The sequence below is a fragment of the Streptomyces sp. NPDC088254 genome, from assembly GCF_044740925.1.
Lineage (GTDB): Bacteria > Actinomycetota > Actinomycetes > Streptomycetales > Streptomycetaceae > Streptomyces.
The window spans coordinates 61,782-84,474 of the sequence record NZ_JBIURQ010000005.1 but is presented as its reverse complement, the minus strand read 5'-3'; the positions used below and the strand labels follow the sequence as shown (position 1 = coordinate 84,474).

The 22,693-nt window shown below is 73.2% G+C and carries 24 protein-coding genes; 7 read left to right on the top strand and 17 right to left on the bottom strand.

All coding sequences use genetic code 11. The features are described 5' to 3' along the window. Positions 1–203 precede the first annotated feature (203 nt). Both ACIOC0_RS15940 and ACIOC0_RS15935 read left to right on the top strand, forming a co-directional pair. The gene (locus tag ACIOC0_RS15940) at positions 204–701 is read left to right on the top strand and encodes a peptidylprolyl isomerase (RefSeq protein WP_356680223.1); all 498 of its coding nucleotides are present in this window, start codon (positions 204–206) and stop codon (positions 699–701) included. 183 nt (positions 702–884) lie between these two features. Continuing rightward, positions 885–2,078, top strand: coding sequence for an MFS transporter (locus ACIOC0_RS15935; RefSeq protein WP_402155595.1), 1,194 nt, complete (start codon positions 885–887; stop codon positions 2,076–2,078). Positions 2,079–2,096: 18 nt separating this feature from the next. Here ACIOC0_RS15935 and ACIOC0_RS15930 read toward each other — a convergent pair whose 3' ends face one another. Further along, positions 2,097–2,603: a flavin reductase family protein gene (locus tag ACIOC0_RS15930; RefSeq protein WP_402155959.1), complete on the bottom strand. Its 507-nt coding sequence runs from the start codon at positions 2,601–2,603 to the stop codon at positions 2,097–2,099. Between the two features lie 98 nt (positions 2,604–2,701). On the opposite strand from ACIOC0_RS15930, the gene ACIOC0_RS15925 reads away from it, so the two are divergent. The 3 genes from ACIOC0_RS15925 (at position 2,702) to ACIOC0_RS15915 (ending at position 3,682) form a co-directional block, all read left to right on the top strand. After that, a complete protein-coding gene (locus tag ACIOC0_RS15925; RefSeq protein ID WP_402155594.1) occupies positions 2,702–2,959 on the top strand; it encodes a DUF6400 family protein in 258 nt (85 codons plus the stop codon). Then, on the top strand, positions 2,946–3,203 hold the full coding sequence (locus tag ACIOC0_RS15920; protein ID WP_356680217.1) for a hypothetical protein: 258 nt from the start codon (positions 2,946–2,948) through the stop codon (positions 3,201–3,203). Before ACIOC0_RS15925 ends, ACIOC0_RS15920 begins: the two co-directional genes overlap by 14 nt. 116 nt (positions 3,204–3,319) lie before the next feature. Further along, complete coding sequence (locus ACIOC0_RS15915; protein ID WP_402155593.1) at positions 3,320–3,682, top strand: hypothetical protein; 363 nt, start codon at positions 3,320–3,322, stop codon at positions 3,680–3,682. A gap of 42 nt (positions 3,683–3,724) precedes the next feature. Here ACIOC0_RS15915 and hypE read toward each other — a convergent pair whose 3' ends face one another. From hypE to ACIOC0_RS15840, 15 genes are all read right to left on the bottom strand, one after another. Further along, a complete protein-coding gene (gene hypE, locus ACIOC0_RS15910) occupies positions 3,725–4,822 on the bottom strand; it encodes a hydrogenase expression/formation protein HypE (protein ID WP_402155592.1) in 1,098 nt (365 codons plus the stop codon). Beyond that, complete coding sequence (gene hypD, locus ACIOC0_RS15905) at positions 4,815–5,942, bottom strand: hydrogenase formation protein HypD (protein ID WP_402155591.1); 1,128 nt, start codon at positions 5,940–5,942, stop codon at positions 4,815–4,817. Before hypD ends, hypE begins: the two co-directional genes overlap by 8 nt. After that, the gene (locus ACIOC0_RS15900; RefSeq protein WP_402155590.1) at positions 5,939–6,244 is read right to left on the bottom strand and encodes a HypC/HybG/HupF family hydrogenase formation chaperone; all 306 of its coding nucleotides are present in this window, start codon (positions 6,242–6,244) and stop codon (positions 5,939–5,941) included. Before ACIOC0_RS15900 ends, hypD begins: the two co-directional genes overlap by 4 nt. Positions 6,245–6,265: 21 nt before the next feature. Further along, positions 6,266–8,665 (bottom strand): carbamoyltransferase HypF, encoded by a 2,400-nt coding sequence (gene hypF / locus ACIOC0_RS15895; protein ID WP_402155589.1) that lies wholly within the window; start codon positions 8,663–8,665, stop codon positions 6,266–6,268. Further along, the gene (gene hypB, locus ACIOC0_RS15890; protein ID WP_402155588.1) at positions 8,662–9,471 is read right to left on the bottom strand and encodes a hydrogenase nickel incorporation protein HypB; all 810 of its coding nucleotides are present in this window, start codon (positions 9,469–9,471) and stop codon (positions 8,662–8,664) included. Before hypB ends, hypF begins: the two co-directional genes overlap by 4 nt. Before the next feature lie 2 nt (positions 9,472–9,473). Then, positions 9,474–9,869 carry a hydrogenase maturation nickel metallochaperone HypA gene (gene hypA, locus ACIOC0_RS15885; RefSeq protein ID WP_402155587.1) on the bottom strand — a complete coding sequence of 132 codons (396 nt, stop codon included), beginning with the start codon at positions 9,867–9,869 and terminating at the stop codon, positions 9,474–9,476. Positions 9,870–10,044: 175 nt separating this feature from the next. Then, on the bottom strand, positions 10,045–10,149 hold the full coding sequence (locus ACIOC0_RS15880) for a DUF6893 family small protein (RefSeq protein WP_388485073.1): 105 nt from the start codon (positions 10,147–10,149) through the stop codon (positions 10,045–10,047). An 11-nt stretch (positions 10,150–10,160) separates the two neighbouring features. Further along, positions 10,161–10,712: a hydrogenase maturation protease gene (locus tag ACIOC0_RS15875; protein ID WP_402155586.1), complete on the bottom strand. Its 552-nt coding sequence runs from the start codon at positions 10,710–10,712 to the stop codon at positions 10,161–10,163. Continuing rightward, positions 10,709–12,148: a hypothetical protein gene (locus ACIOC0_RS15870; RefSeq protein WP_402155585.1), complete on the bottom strand. Its 1,440-nt coding sequence runs from the start codon at positions 12,146–12,148 to the stop codon at positions 10,709–10,711. Before ACIOC0_RS15870 ends, ACIOC0_RS15875 begins: the two co-directional genes overlap by 4 nt. Beyond that, entirely contained in the window at positions 12,145–12,837 is a 693-nt protein-coding gene (locus tag ACIOC0_RS15865) for a DUF6084 family protein (RefSeq protein ID WP_402155584.1), read from the bottom strand. Before ACIOC0_RS15865 ends, ACIOC0_RS15870 begins: the two co-directional genes overlap by 4 nt. Next, positions 12,834–13,523, bottom strand: coding sequence for a DUF5947 family protein (locus tag ACIOC0_RS15860; RefSeq protein ID WP_402155583.1), 690 nt, complete (start codon positions 13,521–13,523; stop codon positions 12,834–12,836). Before ACIOC0_RS15860 ends, ACIOC0_RS15865 begins: the two co-directional genes overlap by 4 nt. Continuing rightward, positions 13,520–14,050, bottom strand: a complete 531-nt coding sequence (locus ACIOC0_RS15855) for a hypothetical protein (RefSeq protein ID WP_402155582.1) — start codon at positions 14,048–14,050, stop codon at positions 13,520–13,522. Before ACIOC0_RS15855 ends, ACIOC0_RS15860 begins: the two co-directional genes overlap by 4 nt. Then, positions 14,047–15,831, bottom strand: coding sequence for a nickel-dependent hydrogenase large subunit (locus tag ACIOC0_RS15850; RefSeq protein ID WP_402155581.1), 1,785 nt, complete (start codon positions 15,829–15,831; stop codon positions 14,047–14,049). The genes ACIOC0_RS15855 and ACIOC0_RS15850 overlap by 4 nt, the downstream gene beginning before the upstream one ends. A gap of 100 nt (positions 15,832–15,931) precedes the next feature. Beyond that, positions 15,932–17,020 (bottom strand): hydrogenase expression protein HypE, encoded by a 1,089-nt coding sequence (locus ACIOC0_RS15845; RefSeq protein ID WP_402155580.1) that lies wholly within the window; start codon positions 17,018–17,020, stop codon positions 15,932–15,934. A 136-nt stretch (positions 17,021–17,156) separates the two neighbouring features. Continuing rightward, on the bottom strand, positions 17,157–18,836 hold the full coding sequence (locus ACIOC0_RS15840; RefSeq protein ID WP_402155579.1) for a hydrogenase maturation protein: 1,680 nt from the start codon (positions 18,834–18,836) through the stop codon (positions 17,157–17,159). A 262-nt stretch (positions 18,837–19,098) separates the two neighbouring features. On the opposite strand from ACIOC0_RS15840, the gene ACIOC0_RS15835 reads away from it, so the two are divergent. After that, positions 19,099–20,493 (top strand): M1 family metallopeptidase, encoded by a 1,395-nt coding sequence (locus tag ACIOC0_RS15835; RefSeq protein ID WP_402155578.1) that lies wholly within the window; start codon positions 19,099–19,101, stop codon positions 20,491–20,493. A gap of 215 nt (positions 20,494–20,708) precedes the next feature. Continuing rightward, positions 20,709–22,280 (top strand): MerC domain-containing protein, encoded by a 1,572-nt coding sequence (locus ACIOC0_RS15830; protein ID WP_402155577.1) that lies wholly within the window; start codon positions 20,709–20,711, stop codon positions 22,278–22,280. A gap of 31 nt (positions 22,281–22,311) precedes the next feature. Here the strand turns inward: ACIOC0_RS15830 and ACIOC0_RS15825 are convergent, their stop codons facing one another. After that, positions 22,312–22,686 carry a hypothetical protein gene (locus ACIOC0_RS15825; RefSeq protein WP_402155576.1) on the bottom strand — a complete coding sequence of 125 codons (375 nt, stop codon included), beginning with the start codon at positions 22,684–22,686 and terminating at the stop codon, positions 22,312–22,314. Between the last annotated feature and the right edge of the window lie 7 nt (positions 22,687–22,693).

The following is a 22,693-nucleotide window of genomic DNA, read 5'->3' as shown; positions in this document are numbered from 1 at the left end:
CAGCAGACGGGCGGGACGGCGACGCCGTATGACGCACTGGGGCCTGTCTGACAAATCCCCGCCGTCCGCCCGCAGAGCAGGCGGGGGTTTGTCAGACAGGCCCTGGCGCGAGACGCATCTCATCGGGGCCTTTTTCGGTGGATTCGCGGGCTTATCAGGCACCCGCGGTGCGGCGGCACCGCGGGAGCGTGCAGGATAGGGGTATGACGATCAAGGTTTACTTCGACATCACCATCAACGACGAGCCCGCCGGGCGCATCAACTTCAACCTGTTCGACGACGTCACGCCCAAGACGGCGGAGAACTTCCGCGCGCTGGCCACGGGCGAGAAGGGCTTCGGCTACGCCGGTTCCTCCTTCCACCGCGTCATCCCCGCCTTCATGCTCCAGGGCGGCGACTTCACCCGCGGCGACGGCACGGGCGGCAAGAGCATCTACGGCGAGAAGTTCGCCGACGAGAACTTCACCCTCAAGCACGACCGGCCGGGCCTGCTGTCCATGGCCAACGCCGGCCGGAACACCAACGGCTCGCAGTTCTTCATCACCACCGTCGTGACCGACTGGCTGGACGGCAAGCACGTGGTGTTCGGCGAGGTCGCCGACGAGCAGAGCATGGCCCTCGTCAAGAAGATCGAGGCGCTCGGCTCGCGCAGCGGCTCGACCTCCGCGAAGATCACCATCGCCTCCTCCGGCCAGCTCTGACCGATCCCGGGGCATCCCGGGGAGGCCGTCGGCAGCGGCGAGGAAGGCCCGGCCCCGCACGGACGCCGTGATGAGCGCGCGTCCGCCGGGGACCGGGCCTTCGCGGCGTCCGGAGGCCGGTTCCCCGTCCGGCCGGGGCGCGCCGGGTCCGGCCCCTCGCGCCCGCACGCTACCGTCGGCGGCATGGACGGTGATCGCCGAGGGTGGACACAGTGTGTGCTCAGTGGGGCCGTGTTCGCCGTGTGCATGGCCGGCACGACGCTGCCGACCCCGCTGTACGGGCTGTACCAGGACAAGTTCCACTTCTCCGAGCTGACGGTGACCGTCGTCTACGCCGTGTACGCCTTCGGAGTGATCGGCATGCTGCTCCTCGCGGGCAACGCCTCGGACGGTGTGGGCAGACGCCCGGTGCTGTTCACGGGCCTGGGGTTCGCGGCGGCGAGCGCCGTCTGCTTCCTGTGCGCCACGGGACTGGGCTGGCTGTACGCGGGGCGCCTGCTCTCAGGCCTGTCCGCCGGTCTGTTCACCGGGGCCGCCACGGCGTACGTGATGGACCTGAGCCCGCCGGGCGGCGCGTCACGGGCCACGTTCGTGGCGACGGCGGCGAACCTGGGCGGCCTGGGCTGCGGCCCGCTGCTCGCCGGGATCCTCGCGCAGTACGCGCCCTGGCCGCTGTATCTGCCGTTCGTCGTCCATCTCGCCCTGATCGCCTGTTCGGTCGCCGTCCTGGCGTGGCTGCCGGAGACCGTGCGCGAGCGGCGGCGACTGAGCGAGCTGCGGCCGCAGCGGCCCGGTCTGCCGCCGCAGGTGCGGCCGGTGTTCGGGCCGGCGGCGGCCGCCTCCTTCGCGGGGTTCGCGCTGTTCGGGGTGTTCACGTCGGTCAGCCCCGCCTTCCTCGCCGAGTCCCTGGACGTGCACGACCACGCGGTGAGCGGTCTGGTCGTCGCGCTCGCCTTCTTCTCCTCGACCGCGGGACAGCTCGCGGTGGGCCCGGTGGGGGTCGGACGCTCGCTGCCGCTGGGCTGCACGCTGCTGCTGGCCGGGCTGGCGCTGCTCGCGGGCGCGCTGCGGTGGGACGCGTTCGCCCTGGTGGTGCTGAGCGCGGTCGTCGGCGGGACCGGGCAGGGACTGTCGTTCCGCGGTGCGCTGTCGGCGGTCGCGGCGGCGTCGCCCGCGGACCGGCGGGCGGCGGTGATCTCGACGCTGTTCCTGGTGGCCTACGCGGGCATCTCGGTACCGGTGATCGGCGTGGGCGTGCTGGTGGGACCACTGGGCCTGGAAGGCGCGGGGCTGGTGTTCATCGCGGTGATGGCCGTACTCGTATCGACGGCGGCGGTGTATCTGCTGCGGCGGCCGGTGCCGGCGACCGGGGGATGACGGCCCGCGGCCGGCGACTCAGTCCACCGGATGGCCGGGGTCGATCGTGAGGGCGTCCGAGAGTCGGAGCAGGGTCCCCCGCTCACGTGCGCCCCCTTCCTCGTCGCCGGCCTCCGCTCCCCCGCCCGACTGGACCGGCTCCAGGAAGAATCCGACGTGGTCGCCCGCGTCGACGCGCCGCTCCACCCGGCCGACGAACCACGCGCAGGAGTCGTCCAGCACGACGGCCCCGCCGTGCCCCTCGCTCCAGCGCACGCCGGCGAACTTGTCCACCTCGTCGCCGGTCTCGCCGCCGAACAGCTCCGCGAGTCCGTACTGCCGCGGGGTCAGCAGGTGGACGGCGAGGAACTCGGCGTTCCGGGCCACCCGGTAGGTGCGGTTCACCTTGGACAGCCACACAGCGAACCGCACGGGCCGCATGGAGCACTGCGCGGCGAACCCGACGAGGCACCCCGCACGCTCGCCGCCGGCCGCGGCGGTCACGACGCACATGTCGGGATCGAGCCGATCGATGAAACCGTCCATGTCCACGGCGTCCACAGCGCTCACGCTCCTTCAGGGCTCCTGTGACTTCTCCCACGGGCTCTTGCCCCGGGCCGCAAGGGTTACCTACGTTCGCGGGCATGTGCTCCGAGAATCGTGTCCTGCCCGAAGACCCGGTCGGCTTCTCCGTGGATCTGGCCGCGCACGAGATGCGGCGGCGCGCCCACGTCCTGGACGCTCTCGGCCCCGGGTGGGATCCCGTCGCCGTCCTGCGGGACGAGGAGGCCGCCGAGGACATGCTGTACTCGGGCCTCAGCGAGGAGCAGCAGCGGCTGTACGAGGAACTCGTGTCGGCCGGTGTGCTGCCCGCGGGAAGGGGCGGCCGTGCTGCCTCTTGATCCGCAGGCAGACGTCGGGCGGCGGGCCTGGGTGGCCTGCCCGCGGTGCGACGACGGTCAGGGGTGCGGGGTGTGCGAGGAGCGGCGCACCTGTTCCGAGCACTGGCGTTACCTGTTGTCGAACACGGGCAGTCTGCTGCATCTGCAGTGTCCGTCCTGCACGCACATCTGGACCCATGAGACCGGCTTCGGGGCGACCCGTTCCCCGTGGCAGCGCATCACCAGCGGCTTCCGGCGGCAGTAGCGCCCGGGGCCCGGCGGCGATCACATCGACATGACCGATATGTCGCCAAGTGGGAGACTGTCCGTATCGCGGTGACGCTCCACCGGCGTCCCCTCACGGAACAGGCAGGTCGTCCCATGCCGAAGAAACCACGTTCGTCCGAGCCGTCGCACGGCGAGGGACCGAGCCGCCACCAGGGCGAAGGACAGCACGGCTGGGCCCCCGACGTGGACGAGACGAGGCAGCAGGACAACCCCAGCGCCCGCCGCTCCTTCCACGCGGAGCACGCCGGCGAGCCGGGCCCCGGGCGGAAGAAGTCGGCGCAGGAGTCGAAGTCGGTTCCGGGTGACACGGTCCGCAGCGACAGCAAGCGCGGCGAGGAGTACGGCGACGAGGGCGAGGCGGGGATGCGGGACACCGGCGCCAAGGGCCGCTCCCGGCGCCCCAGCGGCACCCGGGACGCCTCGGCGAAGACCGGCGTGGACCCGCAGGACCCCTGAAGCGGGTCCTGCCCTGTCCGTCCTGTCGGTCCCGTCCTCGGATCAGCAGATCCGCGGCAGCTGCTCCCCCAGCGGCATGTCCACCACCCGTGTGCCGCCCAGTCCGGTGCGGGCGACCACCATGCCCGGGTGCGCCTCGACCGCCTCGCCGATGATCACCGCGTCCGCGCCCAGCGGGTGGGCCCGCATCGCGGCGAGGACGGCGTCGGCGTGCTCGCGGGGGACGAAGGCGACCAGCTTGCCCTCGTTGGCGACGTACATCGGGTCCAGGCCCAGGACGGCGCAGGCGTTGGCGACGGCGTCCGGGACGGGGACCGCGCGTTCCTGGAGGACCACGCCCGTGCCGGAGGCCGCCGCGATCTCGTTGAGCGCGGCCGCGAGGCCGCCCCGGGTCGGGTCGCGCAGGACGTGCAGGTCCGGGGTGACGGCGAGCATCGTCTCGACGAGCGTGCCGAGCGCGGCGCAGTCGCTGACGACCTCCACCCCGAACTCCAGGCCCTCGCGGACGCTCATGATCGCCACGCCGTGGACGCCGACGGCGCCGCTGACGATCACGACGTCCCCGGGGACGACCCGCTGCGGGCGCAGGTCGACGCCCTCCGGGACGAGGCCGATGCCGGCGGTGTTGATGTAGACGCCGTCGCCGTGGCCGGCCTCGACGACCTTGGTGTCGCCTGTCGCTACCTCCACCCCGGCCGCGCGCGCCGCCGCGCCCAGCGCCTCGGCGACCCGGCCGACCGTCTTCAGTTCGACGCCCTCCTCCAGGATGAAGCCGCAGGAGAGGTAGGCGGCGCGGGCGCCGCTCATGGCGAGGTCGTTGACGGTGCCGTTGACGGCGAGGTCACCGATGCTGCCGCCGGGGAAGAACAGCGGCCGGACCACGAAGGAGTCGGTGGAGAAGGCGAGCCGCGCCCCGCCCAGGGAGAGCGTGGCGGCGTCGCCGAGCTGGGCGAGCGTCTCCCCGCCGAAGGCGGGCGCGAAGACCTGCTGGACGAGCTCCGCGGAGAGCGCCCCGCCTCCGCCGTGGCCCATGACGACCCGCGGCGTCTCGCGCAGCGGGGCCGGGCAGGTCCAGGCCGCGGGGTCGATCGAGGGCCTCTCGGCGTGCTCGGCGGCGGGCAGTTCAGTGGTGTCAGACAACGGGGGTCGCCTCCCGGGCCGTGCCGGCGGTCAGGTCGAGCCGCCGGTACAGGTAGTACGCGGCGCAGGCGCCCTCGCTGGAGACCATGGTGGCGCCGAGCGGGGTGCGGGGTGTGCACAGGGTGCCGAAGGCCTCGCACTCGTGCGGTTTCAGCAGGCCCTGGAGGACTTCGCCGCTGCGGCACTCGGCCGGTTCCCGGGTCTGGATGCCGCCGACCGGGAAGCGGTGCTCGGCGTCGAAGTCGCGGTACTTCGGGGCGAGTCGCCAGCCGCTGCCGGGGATGACGCCGATGCCGCGCCAGGCGCGGTCGGTGACCTCGAAGACGTCCTCCAGCATGGCCCGGGCGGCCGGGTTGCCCTCGGGGCGGACCGCGCGGGCGTAGGCGTTGTCGACGGTGTGCTCGCCCCGCTCCAGCTGGTGGACGGTGCGGCGCACGCCTTCGAGGATGTCCAGCGGTTCGAAGCCGGTGACGACGATCGGCACACGGAAGCGTTCGGCCAGTTCGGGGTACTCCCCCACGCCCATCACGCTGCACACGTGACCGGCGGCGAGGAAGGCCTGCACCCGGCACTGCGGGGAGGCCATGACGGCCTCGATGGCGGGTGGCACGCGGACGTGGGAGACCAGCATGCTGAAGTTGGGGATGCCCAGCCTGCGGGCCTGGTGGACCGTCATGGCGTTCGGCGGCGCCGTCGTCTCGAAGCCGATGCCGAAGAACACCACCTCGCGGTCGGGGTTCTGCCGGGCGATCCGCAGGGCGTCGAGCGGCGAGTAGACGACGCGCACGTCGCCGCCCTCGCCGCGCACCTGGAACAGGTCCCGGCCGGTGCCGGGCACCCGGAGCATGTCGCCGAAGGAGCAGAAGATCACCTCGGGGCGGGAGGCGATCTCCAGGGCCTTGTCGATGACCTCCAGCGGGGTCACGCACACGGGACAGCCGGGGCCGTGGATCAGTTCGACCTGGTCGGGCAGGAGCTGGTCGATGCCGTGCCGGATGATGCTGTGCGTCTGTCCCCCGCAGACCTCCATCAGGGCCCACGGCCGGGTGACCGTGGCGTGGATGTCGTCGAGGAGCCGGCGCGCGAGGTCCGGGTCCTGGAACTCGTCGATGTACTTCACGGGTTGCTCACCTCTTCCACCGGGTCCACGCCCGCCTGTGCCGCCGCCGTCTCCCATGCGTCGCCGAACTCCTCCTGGAGCATGCCGAGTTCGGCGAAGAGTTCGAGCGTCTGCCGTGCGGACTCCTCGTCGAGCCGCTGCAGGGCGAAGCCGACGTGCACGATGGCGTACTCGCCGACCTGGAGGTCGGGCAGGTACTCCAGGCACACCTCCTTGACGACGCCGCCGAAGTCGACGGTGGCCATCCGGGTGCCGTCGCGTTCCTCGATGTCCAGCACTTTGCCGGGTACCGCCAGACACATGGGCCTCTCCTCGCTGTTTCCTCAGTGGTTCGTCGCGGTCCTGGCCGTGGCGCGGGCGGCCACCATGAGCTGGCCGAGCGCCAGGCCGCCGTCGTTGGGCGGCACCAGGCGGTGCCGCAGGACCGTGAAGCCGTCCCGTTGCAGGGCGTTGGCGCAGTCCGTGGAGAGCAGGGCGTTGGCGAACACCCCGCCGGTCAGGGCGACCGTGTCCAGCCCGTGCCGTTCCCGCGCCCGGCCGCACAGGTGGCGTACCAGGCCGGTGACGGCCCGGTGGAAGCGGGCCGCGACCACGGCGCGCGGCGCGCCGGTTCTCAGGTCCTCGACGATCGCCGCGAGGACGGGCGCGGGGTCGGCCCGTACGACGCCGTCCTCGGTGGCGTAGTCGAAGGTGTAGGCGGCGGTGTCCCGGGCGGGCGCGTGCAGGGCGGCGGCCTCCAGCTCGACGGCCGCCTGGGCCTCGTAGCCCGCCCGGTGGCAGATGCCCGCGAGGGACGACACCGCGTCGAAGAGCCGGCCCATGCTGGAGGTGGGCACGCAGTTCAGGCCGCGCTCCAACTGCCGTGCCAGCACGCGCAGTTCGTCGGGCGGACAGGCCGCCGTACAGGCGAGGTCGCGGCTCCAGTCGACGCCCGCCGCCCGCAGGTGGGACAGCGCCATGCGGTACGGCCGCCGCACCGCCGCGTCGCCGCCGGGCAGCGGGACGTACGTCAGGTGCCCGAACCGGGTGAAGCCGTCGTAGTCGGCGAGGAGGACCTCCCCGCCCCACACCGCGCCGTCTTCGCCGTGGCCCGTCCCGTCGAAGGCTACGCCGATGACCGGCCGGTCGCCGTCCAGCCCGTGTTCGGCCATCGCGGCGGCGATGTGCGCGTGGTGGTGCTGGACGCGGACGACGGGCCGCCCGGCCGCGTTGCGTTCGGCCCAGCGGGTGGAGCGGTAGCCGGGGTGCCGGTCGGCGGCGAGCGTCGCGGGGCGCACCCCGGTGAGGGAGGCCAGGTGCGCGGCGGCACGTTCGAAGACGGCCTGGGTGGCGAGGTCGTCCATGTCGCCGATGTGCGCGGACAGCCAGGCCCGGCGGCCCTCGCCGAGGCAAAAGGCGTTCTTGAGGTCGCCGCCGACGGCGAGGGCCGGCCCGACCGGCAGCGGGAGGGGCAGGGGCAGCGGGGCGTGACCGCGGGAGCGGCGGAGGACGAGCGGTTCGCCGTCGCTGACGCGGACCACGGAGTCGTCGCACGGCACCTGGATCGGCCGGTCGTGGGCGAGCCAGGCGTCGGCCAGGTGCGCCAGCCGCTCCAGCGCCTCGGCGTCGTCGGTGACGATCGGCTCTCCGGCCGCGTTCCCGCTGGTCATGACGAGCAGTCGGGGGCCCTCGGGGTCGCCGGGCAGCCCGAGGAGCAGGTGGTGCACGGGGGTGTACGGCAGCATGACGCCGAGGTCGGGGCCGCCGGGGGCGACGGCTTCGGCGGGCATCGCAGCGCCGGCCGGGCGGGCGGCGTCGGTGCGCCGGCGCAGCAGTACGACGGGCCGGGCGGCGCTGTGCAGCAGGTCCCGCTCCTCGGGGCCGAGCCGCACGAGGTGCTCGACGTCCGCCGCGTCACGGGCCATGACGGCGAACGGCTTGTCGCCCCGGTTCTTGCGGCGGCGCAGCAGGGTGACGGCGGTGCGGTCGGTGGCGTCGCAGGCCAGGTGGTAGCCGCCGAGACCCTTCACGGCGAGGATCGCGCCGCGCGCGAGCAGCGCGCGGGCTTCGGTCAGCGGGTCGCCGGGATGCTCCCGGGGTGTGCCGTCCGGTCCGGGCACGAGCAGGCGCAGGCGGGGGCCGCAGGCGGGGCAGGCGACGGGCTGGGCGTGGAAGCGCCGGTCGCGGGGGTCGGCGTACTCGCGGGCGCAGTCGGGGCACAGAGGGAAGCCGGCCATGGTGGTGTGGGCCCGGTCGTAGGGCAGGCCGGTGACGATGGTGAAGCGCGGGCCGCAGTGGGTGCAGTTGACGAACGGGTGGCGGTGGCGCCGGTCGGCGGGATCGGCCAGCTCGTCGAGGCAGGCGGCGCAGGTGGCCGTGTCCGGGGAGACGAGGGTGCTTACGGGGCCGTCGGTCCGGGAGGCGAGGATGGTGAAGGGGCCGCCGCCCTCGACGGGCACCTCCTGGTGGGAGACGGACTCCACCCGGGCCAGCGGGGGCGCCTGGGGGGCGATGCGGTCGCAGAACCGGGCCACGGCCGAGGCGGCGCCCTCGACCTCGGCCACCACGCCCTCCGGCGTGTTGGTGACGTGCCCGGCGAGGGAGAGTTCGGTGGCCAGGGCATAGACGTACGGCCGGAAGCCGACGCCCTGCACCACGCCCCGTACGGTGACCCGTCGGCGCCGGGGCGGGTCGCCGGCCTCGGTGGAGGCGATGAGGTCTGCCGGAGGCGGGGGACCGCTCACGAGTGGGTGCGGGCGAGCGCGTCGGCGCCGTCCTCGTGGGCGTGCGCGTGCTCGTTTTCGTGGTGGTGTTCGTGGTGGTGTTCGTGGGCGTGCGCGTGGTCGTGGGCGAGCTCGGTGGTGCAGCGGGCCATGACCGGCTCGTGGACGGGCGCGCCCTCAGCCGCCGCCATGGCCCGGTCGAGCAGCGCGCCGACCCCGCTGCCGTGGCGTGCCGAGGTCAGCAGCACCTCCACGCCCGGGTTGACCTGTTCGACGTGGGCGCGGAAGGCGGCCTCGTCGAAGCCGACCGCGTCGGCGATGTCGGTCTTGGTGACCACGACCAGGTGGGCGAGGCCGAAGGCGGTGGGGTACTTCAGCGGTTTGTCCTCGCCCTCGGTGACGGAGGCGAGGACGACCCGGAGGGTCTCCCCCAGGTCGTAGGAGGCGGGGCACACCAGGTTGCCGACGTTCTCGACGAACAGCAGCCGGGTGTCGTCGGGCAGCCAGTCGCGCAGGTGGCCGGCGAGCATGGCCGCCTCCAGGTGGCACAGACCGTCGGTGAGGACCTGCTTGACCGGGGCGCCTGAACGCGCCAGACGGTTGGCGTCGTTCTCGGTGGCGAGGTCGGCGGTCAGCGCGGCGACGGGCACGCGGCGCTCGCGGGCCAGCGTCAGTTCGCGCTCCAGCAGCGCGGTCTTCCCGCTCCCGGGGCTGGACAGCAGGTTGACGACGGCGACACCGCGCGCCGCCAGGTCGGTGCGCAGGGTCTGCGCGTAGGTGTCGTTCTTGGCGAGCACGGCCTGTCGCAGGTCGACCACACGGCACATGTTCAGCACTCCTCGGGGACGGGTTCGCGGGTCCGCGCGTGCGTCAGGCCGTCCTCCCAGTGCACGCTGACGATCTTCAGTTCGCGGCCCGAGACCAGGTCGGCGCCGCTCCCGCCGCAGCGGGGGCAGATCAGCGCCGGCGGCATGCCGACGGCCCACTCGTGTGCGCAGGGCGCGCAGCGGGCGCGGCCGGGCACCGCTTCGGTGACGAGTTCGGCGCCTTCCAACAGGGTTCCGGCGCAGGCCAGTTCGAAGCAGAAGGAGAGGGAGTCGGGCACGACGCCGGCGAGTTCGCCCACCTGGAGCCGGACGGAGCGCACCGAGGTGACGCCGCCGTGCTGTGCTGCGGCCTGTTCGACCTGGTCGATCACGGCGAGTGCGACGGACATCTCGTGCATCGGTCTCGGTCCTCCCGGTGCCTGGCCGGCCTGCGCCGGCCTGGGCGGTCTCCCATTAGAGGCGAGGGGGAGGCGGGCGGCGTCCCGGCGCGCCGTCGCCGGCTGCCGGGTACGCCGTTCGACGCAGCCGCTCGCCGCGCGGTGCGATGGCGTGCCGCTCCGGGGCGGGGTGGGGTCACATGCGGCGGATCCGCAGGTAGCGCCGGATGTCGGGGAGGAATTCCCGGACCAGGACGCCCACGGCGACGAGGGCGGCGCCGACGATGATGTTCTTCTTCATGGTGTGTCTCCTCACCTGGATGCCTCGCCGGCGGCGGCCCGCGTCGCGGGTTCCTTCGGCCGGTCGTCCCGCAGCAGTTCCTCGATCAGCCGGACGGCCCGCGGCACGGCGTCGGCCACCGGCGCACTGAGCCCGATGCCCTCGCGCACCGAGGCCGGTTCGCATCCGACGATCAGGACGCGGCGCGGCGGGGTGCCGCCGGCGCCGGCGCACAGGGTGTGCAGCAGCGCCAGGACGGTGTCGGGGGTCATGCGGTGCCCGTCGAGCGCGGGGGCGGCCTCGGGCGCGGCCGGGCCGGGGCCGTCGTGCTCGATGACGTAGAGGGTGCCGGGGGCTTCGCCGCGCGCGGTGGCGTCCACGAGGACGAGGGTGTCGTAGCCGTCGAGGAGCTGGTAGGCGAGGTGCACTCCGCGCACGCCGACGTCGGCGGCCTCGGTGTGCGGGGGCAGGGGCCGCTCGGCGAGCCTGCGGGCGGTCTCGACGCCGAAGCCGTCGTCCCCGAGGAAGATGTTGCCGATGCCGGCGACGAGGGTCCTCGCGCCGGGCTGCCGGGGAAGGCTCATGCGTCGTCCTCCAGAGGGGTGATCTCGTCCGGCTGGAAGTACAGGAACCGGCCCTGTTCGCGGCGGATGTCGGCGCCCGGGTCGCCGTCGACGGTCACGGCCAGGTGGACCGCGCCGTCCACGTCGTGCAGGACGGCCTCGACGCGCGCGGTGCGGCCCTGGAGGAAGAGGTCCTGGGCGTCGGTGCGGCGCAGGCCGGGGCGCAGGGTGACGCGGCTGCCCGCGCCGAGGGACCGGCCGTCGACGAGGACGCGGTCGCGGGCGGGGTCGAATCCGGCGTCGCTCGCCGGGTCCCACCAGGGGGTGTCCGGGCGGGTCACGCCGTGCTCGTCGGGGAAGCCGCCGGAGGCGGGCGCGGCGGTGGCCGTGGCGGCGGGGCGGGTCGCCTCGCGCAGGCCGCGCACCGCGCCGTGGAGGCGTTCCAGCACCTCGGGCGGCATGGTGTCGGCGAGGTCGATGACGGCGGCGGCCCGTTCGTCGGTGCCCCGGGCCTCGCGTTTCTCCTCGTCGGTGAGGGCGGCGGTGCGCAGTGCGAGGATCTCGTCGATCTCGGTGGCGTCGTAGAGGGCGCCGGGGCTCTCCGGGGCGATCGCCGGGTGGTCCTCCAGGATGATCGGCGAGGACAGGACGAGGTCGCCGCGGCCGGGTTCGCCGGCGAGGACGGGCCAGGTGTGCAGGTTGCGGCAGGCGGCGGTCGCGCCCTTGGCCCATTCGGGGGGATCGGTCATGGACAGGAACGATCCGTCGCTGAGGGCCATGAGGAGGTGGGAGGCGACCAGGGAGTGCGGCAGGGCCGCGTCGCGGTCGCCGCCGCCGTCGAGCGGGGTCCAGGCGGTGGTGTTCTGGACGACGGCGGTGAGCCGCAACACCCGGTAGGGTCCGTCGAGTTCGACGGCGGACAGCCGTACCTCGCCGCTGATCTCCTCGCACCGGCGCACCAGCCGGCCGAGGGTGCGGCCGGCCGCGTCCAGGACCGGTTCGCTCTCCTCGCGCGCGGGTCGGTCGAACGGGACGGTGACGCCGTCGCCGAGGAGTTCGGCGACCTTTGCCACGACTTCGACGCGCTCCTCACCGCCCTCGTCCCAGGGCACCAGGACCCGGTCGTCGAGGGGGAGTTCGTCGACGGTGTCGAAGCCGCCGTCGGGTCGCAGCCGCTGCACGGTGCGCCGGCGGGCGTGCAGGAAGCGCAGCTCGACGGAGAGGGTGGCGTCGGCCTTCGGTTCCATCAGGCACTCGGTGTGCTGGAAGTCGTGCTCCTCGGTGTCGGCGCCCCAGCCGGGCGGGACGAGCACGCCGAACTGCCAGCGCAGCCGGTTCTTGGCGGCCGACGCCCGGTAGGGGTAGAGGACGTAGCCCTCGAAGAGGACGGCGTCGGCGACCTGGCGGGCGAGCGCGAACCGTTCCTCGGTGTGCGGGGCGAACGCGGTCGCGGTCACGGGTCCGTCCTTCCGGTGGTGCCGGTGAGGGTGTGGAACGGGTCGGCCGGGGGCGGGCAGGCGGCGCCGGCGTCGTCGAGCAGGGCGCGCACGGTGCTCTCCCAGGAGGGCAGGGCGCGCCGGGAGCGGTAGGCGAGGAGGGCGTCCATCGTGTCGCGGGGCAGCCGGATCCAGCCGCAGCCGGGGAAGTGCTGGTCGATCATCTCCCGCCAGACGGCGACGGGCATCCTGCAGACCGTCTCCCGGTCCCAGGGGACGGGCTCGACCTGGAAACCGCGCGTGCCGGTGAACGCCGTGCCGGAGAAGAGCATCAGCAGGGGGACCTCACCGTCGGTGAGCGCGGACAGGTAGCGGCCGGCGGCGATGTCGAGGTCGTAGGTGCAGGGCACGACGAGGTCGGCCTCGGTCTCGCCGGTGAAGCCGGGGACCATCAGCGGCACTTCCGCGAACTGCAGCGGCTGGAGGGTGCTGCCCCAGCGGGAGCGCTCGCCGAACAGGTCGGTGAGGCCGTCGGCCTCGACGGGCGTGTAGCCGCGGCGGGCGGGTTCGACGCGGATCTGGCAGCGCAGGGCGAGGGCATGCACGCGGACGCCGCCGGTGGCCGTGACGCGGAGCCGGAAGACGAGGGTCGGTCCGGCGGCGTAGCGGTCGGCGCGCACGCCGGTGCAGGCGAAGGACAGCTCCGTCACGCGTCCCCCGTCCCGCCGACCGGCCGGGCGCGCCGTACGACGTCGTCCGTCCCGCCGACTGGCCGGGCGCGCCGTACGACGTCGTCGAAGAACGCGTCCAGGGCGGCGCGGGCCTCGGCGCCGCCGTCGAAGCCTTGCCACAACAGGCGCATCCGGCCGACGAGTTCGTAGCAGACGTCGATGGGCACGAGGTGGCAGTCGCAGCGGCCCTCGGCGCGGCGCAGGAGCAGGGCCTCGACGTCGGGTTCGAGGAGTGCGGCGAGACGGCTGCCACCCAGGACGTCCGTCCAGGTGGCGGGGTCGAGTTCGCTCTCGGTGGCGCCGGCGGGGCTCGGGTAGAGGGCGACGAGCCGGTCGAGGGCCGCGTTGCGGAAGAGGAAGGCGACGCCGACGGGGATCTGCAGGGCTTCCCAGGCCTGGTCGTCGAGGCGGTGCTCGGGGTCGGCGAGGTAGCGGGAGGGCACGGCGCGGAAGCGGCCTGCGGCCGCGCCGGGCCGTTCCATGAGCAGCGCGCAGGGTGTGCAGGCGCAGGCCAGGGCGCGTCGCTCGGTGTCGACGAGGTGGCGGTGGTCGCTCTCGCCGAGGGTCACCGCGCACAGTTCGCACCGTTCGGGCTCGGGCGGGCGCCCGGTCAGGAACCTGCGCAGGCCCGGGGGCCGGCGGGTCGTCGCCGGGGGCGTGTTCATCGGGCCTTCGCCGCTGTCGGGCGGACGCCGATCTGGAGCAGGGCGGGTTCGGCGGGCGGGGCCTGCACCTCGACGGACCTGACCTCGGGCACGAAGCAGGCGAGCGCCTCCTCGACGGCGCTCCGGACGTCCGAGCCGCCGCATCCGCAGCCGCCGCCCGAGCGGGAGCGCAGCCGCAGGACGCCGCCGTCCTCGTCGAACCCGACGACTTCCAGGGCGTGTTCGGGGAGGTCGTCCAGGGCGCGGGCGATACGGGTGTCGCGGTCCTCGGGGTGGAGGTCGTGCAGGACGAGCAGGCTCGCGACGAGCCGGTCGCCGAGCAGCGTCCCGAGGGGTTCGCCGCTCGCGGAGAGCAGGCGCAGCACGCGGGCGAGTCCCGCGCCGTAGAAGTCCATGAGGGAGCGGACGAGTTCCTCGGCCGCCCGGGCGACCGCCGGGTCGGTGGAGGTGGCCAGCCGGTCGAGGACCTCCTCGATCCGGCGGCCGGTCTCCTCGGCGTTCACGGGTCGGGCCGTGGTGGCGCTCATCCGCCCAGTCCGCTCAGGCCGGTGGGGACGTGCATCGTCTGCACGGTCCTGCCGCCGCCGACGTACATGTGGACGCCGCAGGGCAGGCAGGGGTCGAAGCTGCGCACGGCGCGCATGATGTCGATGCCCTTGAAGTTCTCCGGGGTGTTCTCCTCGAAGATGGGGGTGTTCTGCACGGCGTCCTCGTAGGGGCCGGGGGTGCCGAAGGTGTCCCTGGTGCTGGCGTTCCAGGGGGTCGGCGGGTAGGGGTGGTAGTTGGCGATCTTGCCGTCGCGGATGACCATGTGGTGGGAGAGGACCCCGCGCACGGCCTCGGTGAATCCGACGCCGATGCCCTCGTCGGGCACCTCGAACTTCTCCCAGGTCTGGGTGCGTCCCGCGCGGACCTCCTCGAGGCCCTTCTCGGCGAAGTGCAGGGCGACGGCGGCGGTGTAGGCCTGGAAGTAGGTGCGGGCGCGGTTGCGCTCCAGGGCGTTGCTCCAGCGCGGGATCTTCCACTCGAAGGTGGTCTCCGGCCGGGTCATGGTGCGGGGCAGGTTGATGACCACGCTGTGGCCGGTGGCCTTGACGTACCCGGTGTCGACGAGGCCGGACAGGGCGGTCGACCACAGGCGGGCGATGGGGCCGCCGCCGGTGTCCAGGGCGAGGTGGTCCTTGCCGTCGAACCAGCGGGGGGACATGACCCAGCTGTACTTGTCGTCGAAGTCGCGTTTCTGCGGGGCGGGGATGGTGTGCTGGTTCCAGGGGTGGCGGGGGTCCACCGGGTTGCCCAGCGGGTCGTGGGTGACGAACTGCTCCTGTCCCTGCCAGTCCTCGTAGTAGGAGCTGCCCAGCAGGATGCGGATGCCGAGGTTGATCTCGGTGAGGTCGTTGGTGACCAGCTTGCCGTCGACGATCACGCCGGGGGTGACGAACATGCGCCGGCCCCAGTCGCTCATGTTGGCGTAGGTGAAGTCGCAGTACTCGGGGTCGTTGAGGGCTCCCCAGCAGCCGAGCAGGACGCGGCGGCGGCCGACCTCCTCGTAGCCGGGCATGGCCTCGTAGAAGAAGTCGAACAGGTCGTCGTGCAGGGGCACGACCCGCTTCATGAACTCGACGTACCGCATGAGGCGGCTGAGGTAGTCGGTGAACAGCTGCACCGAGCCGATGGTTCCGACGCCGCCCGGGTAGAGCGTGGAGGGGTGCACATGGCGGCCCTCCATCAGGCAGAACATCTCGCGGGTGTAGCGGCTGACCTGGAGGGCCTCGCGGTAGAACTCGCCCTCGATGGGGTTGAGCGAGCGCAAGATGTCGGCGATGGTGCGGTAGCCGTGGTCCCCGGCGTGCGGCGCCTCGGTGCGTTCGGCCAGTTCGAGGACGCCGGGGTTGGTCTCCTTGACCATCTTCTCGCAGTAGTCGACCCCCACCAGGTTCTCCTGGAAGATGTTGTGGTCGAACATGTACTCCGCGGACTCACCGAGGTTGATGATCCACTCGGCGAGGTGCGGGGGCTTCACGCCGTAGGCCATGTTCTGCGCGTAGACCGAGCAGGTGGCGTGGTTGTCGCCGCAGATGCCGCAGATGCGGCTGGTGATGAAGTGGGCGTCGCGGGGGTCCTTGCCGCGCATGAAGACGCTGTAGCCGCGGAAGACCGACGAGGTGCTGTAGCACTCGGCGACCCGCTTCTGCTTGAAGTCGATCTTGGTGTGGATGCCCAGACTGCCCACGATCCGGGTGATCGGGTCCCAGGCCATCTCCACCAGGCCGCTGCCGTCGCCGGGCGTCTTCGTCGTCGGTGCCATCGTGTGTGCCGTGCCCTTCGTTGCGCTTGCGCGGGAGCTGGTGGGGGTGGTCGGGGGTGGTGCGGGGACGCCGTTCAGCGGGCGCACCGGCGCCGGTGCGTCACCAGGGGGGCCGGTAGCCGGTGGTGATGCGGTCGCCGGTGTGGCGCCACTTGGGCTCCTTGTCCACGGTCCTGGCGGTGAGCGAGCGCAGCTTGCGCACGACCGCGCCGTAGGCGCCGCTGGCGTTGCTGGAGACCTTGGCGCCGGGCGGCTCGTCCATGAACGGCATGAACTTGTCGGGGAAGCCGGGCATGGTGCAGGCGATGCAGATGCCGCCGACGTTGGGGCAGCCGCCGATGCCGTTCATCCAGCCGCGCTTGGGGACGTTGCATTTGACGACGGGACCCCAGCAGCCGATCTTCACCAGGCACTTCGGCGAGTCGTACGACAGGGCGAACTGGCCCTGCTCGTAGTAGCCGGCACGGTCGCAGCCCTCGTGCACGGTGGCCCCGAAGAGCCAGCTCGGGCGGAGCTTGTCGTCGAGCGGGATCATCGGGGCGGCGCCGGCCGCCTGGTAGAGCAGGTAGGTGAGCGTCTCGGAGAAGTTGTCGGGCTGGATGGGGCAGCCCGGGACGCACACGATGGGGATGCCGGCCTTGGACTTCCAGTCCCAGCCGAGGTAGTCCGGGACGCCCATGGCGCCGGTCGGGTTTCCGGCCATGGCGTGGATGCCGCCGTAGGTGGCGCAGGTGCCGATGGCGACGACCGCCAGGGCCTTGGGTGCGAGCCGGTCGATCCACTCGCTGGTGGTGATCGGCTGGCCGGTCTCGGGGTTGTCGCCGAAGCCGCACCAGTAGCCCTCGGGCTTGATGTCCTCGTTGGGAATCGAACCCTCGATGACCAGCACGAACGGGTCGATCTCGCCCCGCTCCCCCTTGAAGTACCACTCGATGAACGTGTCGGAGCCGCCGACCGGACCGCACTCGAAGTCGATCAGCGGCCAGTGGACGGCGATCTTCGGCAGGCCGGGCAGGACGCCGAGCACGATCTGCTCGACGCTCGGCTGCATGGCCGCGGTGAACGCGACCGAGTCGCCGTCGCAGCTCAGACCGGCGTTGATCCAGAGGATGTGGATCGGGGGCGCCTCGTCGGCGGGCGCGCCTGCGGCGTCCGCAGCGCCGACGGTGTCCGGCGTCGCCTCAGTCATGGGACCGCCTCCTGGGGAGGAATGGGGTGAAGGCCTGCATGTCGACCTCAGAGTTCTTCGTACCAGCGGACCGCTCGGGTGGTGATGTCGGAGAGGGCCGTTGCGGTGACGTCCGAACCGGGGGCGGGAAACGGGTTTAGGACGCCCGAGGAGGGCGTGCCTTGTGGACGAAGGCGCGGCGCAGGGCGTGGTAGGGGGCGGCGGGGTCGTGGAAGATGGCGCGCATCCGGGCCAGCTCCCGCTCGCGGTACTCGGACAGCGGGGTGGTGCTCCGCAGGCGGTCCAGGTCGGCCTTCTTGGCGGCGATCCGTGACGCGGTCGCCGGCAGCGCGGCGAGGCGTGCGGCGAGAGCGCCGGCCTCGGCGGCGAACTCCGCCGGGCCGCCTGCGAGGACGCGGTCGACGAGGCCGATCCGCTCGGCGCTCGCGGCGCTCACCGGCAGGGCGTCGCTCATGAGGCGTTCGGCCGCCGCCCGGCCCACCCGGCGCGGCAGGCTGTACGTCCAGTACTCCGAGCCGTACAGGCCCATCAGCCGGTAGTGGGGGTTCAGCACGGCGCCGGAGCGGCACCACACCTCGTCCGCGGCCAGGGCGAGCATCACCCCGCCGGCGGCGGCGTTCCCGGCGACGGCCGAGACCACCAGCCGGTCCGTCGTGGTGAGGACGGCCTCGACGAGGTCGTCGATGGCTTCGATGTTCGCCCAGGACTCGGCGGCGGGGTCGGCCGCCGCCTCGATGACGTTGAGGTGGATGCCGTTGGAGAAGAAGTCCCGCGCGCCGCCCAGCACGAGCACGCGGGTGGGGCGCGCGCACGCCCGCCGGTAGGCGTCCAGCAGGCGGCGGCACTGCGCGGTGCTCATGGCACCGCCGGGGAAGGAGAACGACAGGAAGCCCACCGTTCCCTCCTCGCGGTAGCGGATGTCCGCCCAGGTCGAGTGCGCCACTTCGGGCAGCGGGGGCAAGCCCGCCTCCGGCAGGGCGGGCAGCCGGTCGCCGAGGGCCTGGACGGCGGGGAGTTTGAACGTGGGCGGCGCTCCGGGGGCGCGGCGGGGGCGCAGTTCGGGGATCCACACCGCGCCGTCGGCGGTCGCCCGGCAGATCGCGCCCGCTCTGGTGGCCAGCAGTGCGCCGGGGCGGCCGCGCAGTTCGCTCTCCGGGTGGCCGCCGTGGAGGTACCACTCGCCGCCGAGCAGGACGTCGAGCACGCCGGGCTGGGAGTCGGCGGCCCGCAGCTTGCGCAGGACGGTCTCGGTGGCGTCCTCGGCCCAGTCGACGCGCCGGACGCTCTGGTCGAGGTAGGGGCGGGTGCGCGGCCCGGCGTGGCCCGGGGCCGCCGGTTCCTGCGGCTGGGGCGTGTACGCGCCGGAGGCGAAGCGTTCGACGGCGAGCAGGACGGCCGTGAGGGCGGCGTCCGCGACCTCGTTGCGGTAGAGGTCGCTCTTGCCCGCCGGGGGCAGCGCGCAGGGCACGCAGGCCCACACGTCGCCGGCGTCCATCTCCTCGCCGGCCTGGAGGACGGTGACGCCCCACCGGTCCACGCCCTCCTGGATCGCCCAGTCGAGGGAGGACGGACCGCGGTCACCCACGGGCCCGGGGTGCACGACCAGACAGGTGTACGCCGACCACACCTCCCGCGGGATCGCCGTCTTCAGCATGGGCGCGACAACGAGGCGCGGGGCGTGCCGCCGCACGACTTCGGTCAACGAGCTTTCTGGCAGGGCGAGTTCCACCGCCACCGTGTGGCCGTGGTCCCGCAGCTCGGCGTGGACGCGCTGGGTGAGGCTGTTGAACGCGCTGGCCACGAGCAGGATGTGCACTGCTGCCTCCGGACGGACGCAAGGGCGGGCGGACGACTGGGAAGGGCTGACTGCTGAGGGAGTGGGCGGAAGGGCGGCGGAAGCGATCGTGCGGGATGCCGGACCGGCGGCCTCGGCGACAGACGGGTGAGTCATCCGAAAGCAGGCATCGGCGTCCCCGTCCGGTCCCAGGGTCGCAGCAGGGGCGCCGGGCGCGCCGGCACTGTCTCCGATCGGTCACGGCAGGGTCGGGCGGTGCGGTGGTGTGGCAGGATCCGCTGCCATGTCGCCGTTACCCGTGTGGTCGTCAACTCCCCTGCGCCGTCTGCTCGTCGTGCTGCTCGCGTCACTGGTGGCGGCGGCCGCCACGGTGACCGGAGCGGCCGCGGCACCCGGGGTCGCAGCGAGCGCGGCCGGGGCCGCGACGCCCGACCTCCTCCGCTACGACGTGACACTGCGGGCCGACGCAGACGGCTCCCGCTGGACCGGGCACGAGCGGGTGTCGTTCCGCAACGCCTCCGGCCGGCCGCTGCGCGAGGTGTACGTGCGGCTGTGGGGCAACGGCGAGGACGGGTGCGGCACGGCCGACGCGTCCTCCCCCGTCAGCGTGTCCGGGGTGCGCGGCGGCACGCCGGGCCCGCTCACCGTGGGCTGCACCGCGCTGCGGATCGCACTGCCGGAGCCGCTGGCGCACGGCGGGCGCGCGAGCGTCGCCTACGACGTGTCCGTCACGGTGCCCGAGCGCAATGCCCGCTTCGGACGGGAGGGCGCGTTCCGGTTCCTGGGCAACGCGCTGCCGGTGCTCGCCGTGCACGACGCCGGGGGATGGCACCTGGACCCGTACGTGGCGACCGGCGAGAGCTTCTACTCCCTGGCGGGCGACTTCCGGGTGCGCCTGGACCACCCGTCGGCCCTGAAGGTCCCGGCGACCGGCCGCACCCGGACCCTGCCCGGCGCACCCGGGCGCACGGTCACGCTGAGCGTCGCCGACCGGGTGCGGGACTTCGCCTGGGCGGCCGGCCCGTTCCGCTCGGCGACGCAGACCTCTCCCGGGGGCGTGCTCGTGCGGTCGTACTGGGCGCCGGACACTCCGGCCGAGGGCGTGCGCCTCAACCGGCGCGACGGCGTGGCCGCCGTGGACCGCTTCGGGAAGGAGTTCGGCCGCTATCCGTACGGTGAGGTCGACCTGGTGATGACCGCCGGCTTCGGCGGCGGGATGGAGTACCCCGGGCTGGTCCTCCTCGGCACCTCCGAGGAGGGCGGCGCCGTCGTCCACGAGATCGCCCACCAGTGGTGGTACGGCATCGTGGGCAACGACCAGTACGCCGCGCCGTGGCTCGACGAGAGCTTCGCCCAGTACGCCAACGCGCGTTTCCGCGGCTGGCAGGACTTCGACTGCTCGGAGATCTACTGGCCGAGCGAGGAGGCCGAGCTGACCCGCTCGATGGCCTACTGGTCCGAGCACCGGGACGAGTACCACGTCGTCTACACGGTGGGCCCGTGCGTCCTGGCGCGTCTGGAGGCCGTCCTGGGCGCCGACGCCATGGCGGGGATGCTCCGGCGCTACGTCCGCGACCACCGGTACGGCGTCTCCACCACCGCCGACTTCAAGCGGGCCGCCCAGGCGGCGACGGACGACGACCTCGGCCCGTTCTGGGACGAGTACCGCGTCCGGTGAGGGCCGGCGGACGCCGGTCTCGTTCCCATGGTCCGGGGTCCGGGTCGTCGGTGTCCACCTGATTCGGCACGAATGATCATGCCTGGGCATGATCGGACACGACCTGGCAGTAGTCGCCCCCAACGGGTGCTCCGCCCCGCTCTGTCGGCTTTCCCCCTCTACCCTTACACTGCCAAGTCACAGACATGCATGCGGAGTTGACGGGGGAGGCCGCCATGTCCGACGGCGGGTACGGCAGATACGACAACGGCTACTTCGTCCCACCGATGCCGGCGGCCCCTCCGCCGCCGCCCGCGGACGGCGCACGGGCGGTCGCAGTCGCGGTCCTCAACCTCAGCGGTCTGGGCCTGGGTTACGCGCTGACACGGCGCTGGGCCCTGACGGCGCTGTGCTGGATCGCCACCGCCGTCCTGCTGACCGCGGCGCTGCCGGCCGACCCGGACGGCGTCCCCGAGGCGGCGCTCGTGGCGTACGCGGTGTTCCTCGTCCTGGCGGCGGCGCACGGGGCGCGCGTGGGTCTGCGGACGCCGCTGGCCCTGCCGGGCCGCGCGCCGCTGGCGCTGGCGCTGGGGTTGCTGCTGCTCGCCGTGCCGGCCGGGGGCGTGGTCTGGTACGACGCCGAGCGGGACGAGGCGGTGCAGCAGATGCTGCTGGACCGGCTGGAGGAGGCCGACCGGCTGGTCGCGGCGGCGGGCAAGAAGGAGTTCACCGCGGCCGAGGCCGACTACCGCGAGGCGCTGACCGCCTACGAGGACCTGGTGGCCGATCACCCGGACTCGCGGGCGGCGGCACGGGTGCCCGGCCGTATGAAGACGTACTACGCCACGGTCGGCGCCCCCTACGAGCAGCGCGAGTACTGCACGGCGATCGCGCCGCTGACATATCTGCGCACGGTCCCCGACCGGGTGAAGAAGACCGAGCTGGGCGAGCTGGAGAAGTGGCCCGACGACCGGCTGGCGACCTCGCTCTACGAGTGCGCCTCGGCCGGACTCGCGGCCGACCAGTCGACCTGGGCGGCGCAGTTCGGCGAACTGCTCACCACGTTCCCGAAGTCGGCGCCGGCCGCGAAGGTGGAGCCGGCCGTGAACGCCGCCGTCGTCCGGGAGGAGAAGGGGCTGCGCGGGGCGGATCCGTGCACGGCGGTCCAGCGGCTGCGCGCCCTCGCCACCCGGATCACCGAGCTGCCCGGCGAGAAGGCGGGGATCCACGCGGCCCTCGCCAAGGACGCCGGCCGGGCCACGGCCCAGGTCGCCTCGGGCACCTACACCTGCGGCGTGGACCAGTACCGGGACGGCGACTTCGACGCCGCGCTGACCACGATGAACGAGTACGTCACGGCCAACAGGACGGCCGAGAACGTCCCGTTGGCGAAGAAGATCGCGATCGCGGCGGAGGTCGCCCAGACGGTGCCGGAAGCCGGCAAGAAGCTGCCCACGATGCGCAGCGGCGGCAGCATCTCCGTCACGGTGAAGAACGACAGCCCGGACGCGGTGACCGTCCTGTTCACCGGGCCGGTCACCGGCAGCCTCACCCTGAAGGCGTGCGGCGGCTGCCGCGCCTACTCCCTCGGCAGCACCGTCAGCCCGTACTTCAAGCCGTGCGAGGGCGGCAAGAACTACCCGCAGCGCACCATCAGCCTGCCGCCGGGCACCACGTACTTCGTGCACAAGTCGAACGGCTCCAGCATCTCCTCCTCCACGCCCGCCTCGGACACGGCGAAGCTGGAGAACGGCTATGTGTACACGGAGTGCGCGTACACCACGGAGTCGTTCGGCTCGGGGCTCTGAGCCCGGGCCGGCCGCACCCGGGCCGCCACCGTCAGGCGGCCCACAGCCGTCCGCGCTCGGACCTCGGGCGAGCGGCGGGACGGGCGGCCGTCCGCGCCGCGCGGGCGGGGGGCGCCGGGGTGCGGGCCGGCCGGACCCGGTAGATCGTCCTCGTCGGGTCGGTGAGGGGCTCACCGAGGGTGATGCGGCCGGCGGAGTGCAGCCGGTCGCACTCGGCCGTGGGGAGGGCCGTGTAACAGCCTCCCCGGCCGGTGCGCGCGTCCAGCGGCTGCCAGTAGCTGTACCTGCGGCGTCCGTCCGCGTGGACGGTCACGAAAACGGGCGTGCCGGAGTCGTTGACGATGCGCAGGACGTCGGCTGCGGCCGGGCTGAGCGGAGCGCCGGAACGGAGGTTGGGCGATATCAACGGAGGC